Genomic DNA, 2,458 nt, shown 5'->3' with positions numbered 1-2,458 from the left:
CTATTTATAATGAAAAATGTTTTATCTGTCACGGTAGTGACGCTAAAGGTAGTATCGATGTAGGTGCTCCTAACCTAACAGATGGCATTTGGTTATATGGTGGTGATCGCGAAACTATCCAAGAAACTATTCGTAATGGCCGTGGTGGTGTTATGCCACAGTGGGAGACCAAGTTAGGTAACGAGCGTATTATGTTATTGGCAGCTTATGTTTATTCGTTGTCGCATAATACTGTTGTTGCGCCAGCAGAAGCCGGTTCAAAATAAGTTTTTTGATACTTGAAAGTTTTAACTTTTAAGCTTGAAATGGATAATGTCAATCATGAAGGGGGCTGTTAATACAGTCCCCTTTATCTGTTTTAGTAACTCAGGGCAAACGCACACTTTTCTGGAATTCCATTTAAAATCAAATAGTTATAAATTTAGGTTTTAATTTTCTGAATTTATAAGTCACTGAAAATATTAATTTTTTTAAAAGTATGCGTTTGCCCTGTTTAGTAACTACGAATTATAATTCATAACATACATTCATATTGCATTTTATAGCTTTTGCATCCATATACTATGTTATTGAATATTATTGTTTATTAAAAATCAGAATTTATCAAAAATTACTATTATTAAAAAATATGATTTGAATAACAGCCTTGGGTTAGTATGAGCTTAAGCGAAGTTACCCAATCAATGTTAAAATAGTGTCAGATCCCTTTGAGATACTAAAGTTATCTCTTCTATCGCCAGCATAATGGTTCTAATATTTAGAGGTACATTTATGTCAGCCCCCTCCGCTAATAGAATACCTGTTCATGATGTGGATGCCACAAAAAAACGTATTCATCCCCGTTTTACCGATGGTTTTTACCAACGCATACGTTTGTTCAGTATGTATTTTTTGCTGGCCTTATTTTTGATTCTACCTTGGATAAAATATGATGGTCGTCAAGCTATTTGGTTTGATGTTCCGAGCCAGCATTATTATATTTTTGGGTTAACGTTATTTCCTCAGGACTTTTTCTTTATAGCCGCCTTTTTTATGATTGCAGCCTTTACCCTATTTATGGTAACTGTGTATGCAGGTAGGGTTTGGTGTGGTTATGCTTGTCCTCAAACTATTTGGGTACATTTATTCCAACATGTTGAAAAGTGGGTCATTGGGGATAGAAATAAACGTATTAAGTTCGATATAGAGCCAAATTCAGCCAGTAAAATAGCTAAAAAATTATTGATATATTTTATTTGGTTTTTAATGGCTTTGATTACAGCTTCGACTTTTGTTAGCTATGTGGCTGGTACTAAATTTATATATGGTAGCTGGCAAACCTTGGGCGGTTTTCCAATTCCAGATTGGCCAACTTGGATTTGGGTATCGATGTTTATATTTACCTTTGCTACTTATGCCAACGCAGCTTATATGCGTGAATTTATGTGTATTCACATTTGCCCTTATGGTCGTTTTCAAAGTGTGATGTTTGATAAAGATACTTTGATCGTGTCTTATAACTATAATCGTGGTGAGCCTCGTGGAGCCCGTAAAAAAGGTACCCATCCAGATAACCTAGGCGACTGTGTAGAGTGTACAATGTGTGTTCAGGTATGTCCGACAGGTATTGATATACGGGACGGTTTGCAAGTTGAATGTATTCAGTGTGCAGCCTGCCTTGATGCATGTAATGAAATTATGGACAAAGTAGGCTATCCACGTGGACTTATCCGTTATACTACTGAAAGACAATTGGTTGAAAAAGAGAAAAGTCGTTACCTACGTCCTAAATTATTTGCTTATTTATTATTGTTGACTGTACTTATAAGTGTGGTTGCTTATTCTTTAATAGAGAGAGTGCCACTTCAAATTGACGTTCGAGGTGATCGTAATCAATTGTCATCTACGAATACTGAGGGTCAGATTGTTAATAGCTATGTGATTAAAGTCACCAATAAGACTCAAAAATCGAATGATTATGTACTAACAATAACGGCTCCTAAAGGATTTAATTTAATGACTCGTTTTAAAAGCATACCTCTTGATGCAGGTGAAAGTTATGATATGCCGGTTAGTATTGCAGCTGATCCCAAGGTAATTACTCAAAGTGAAACACCTATTACCTTTAATGTAGATAGTAAAGATGGATCTTATCATGCTTCAAAAACTAACGTTTTTACCTCTCAGATTACAAAATAGATTATCGGTTTCTTAATCAAAAGTTGTTTAAATAACTACAACTAACTCACTTTGATTGATTAGCGCTTAACCCGCCAGTTTAATAGGGTTTGACTCTATAAACTGGCACTTTATTGTATGAATACTGCTTAAGGCTGTTCTATGAAAAAATCCACCTCTCCTACCAATTTTGGGCATCAAGATACTCAACCTTGGTATAAGAATTACATGGTTATTATCTTCGTTATTGGTCTGCCTTTATTCGTAGTGGTATCGTGTTTATGGTTTGTTTATTATTCTG

Annotated in this window: 2 protein-coding genes; both read left to right on the top strand. The window is 35.0% G+C overall.

Annotated features, from left to right (window positions below):
- Positions 1 to 266: c-type cytochrome (locus QZ265_RS10570; RefSeq protein WP_296405984.1), on the top strand; the 266-nt coding region annotated here is incomplete at its 5' end.
- 505 nt (positions 267 to 771) lie between these two features.
- Positions 772 to 2,178, top strand: coding sequence for a cytochrome c oxidase accessory protein CcoG (gene ccoG / locus QZ265_RS10565; RefSeq protein WP_296405981.1), 1,407 nt, complete (start codon positions 772 to 774; stop codon positions 2,176 to 2,178).
- Positions 2,179 to 2,458 lie beyond the last annotated feature (280 nt).

It is taken from the genome of Psychrobacter sp. (genome assembly GCF_018260395.1).
In the GTDB taxonomy this organism is placed as follows: domain Bacteria; phylum Pseudomonadota; class Gammaproteobacteria; order Pseudomonadales; family Moraxellaceae; genus Psychrobacter.
This window is presented reverse-complemented; position numbering and strand designations above follow the sequence as displayed.

Coding starts and splice junctions, on each gene's coding strand:
- ccoG (WP_296405981.1), top strand. CDS start 772: ATGTCAGCCCCCTCCGCTAATAGAATACCTGTTCATGATGTGGATGCC.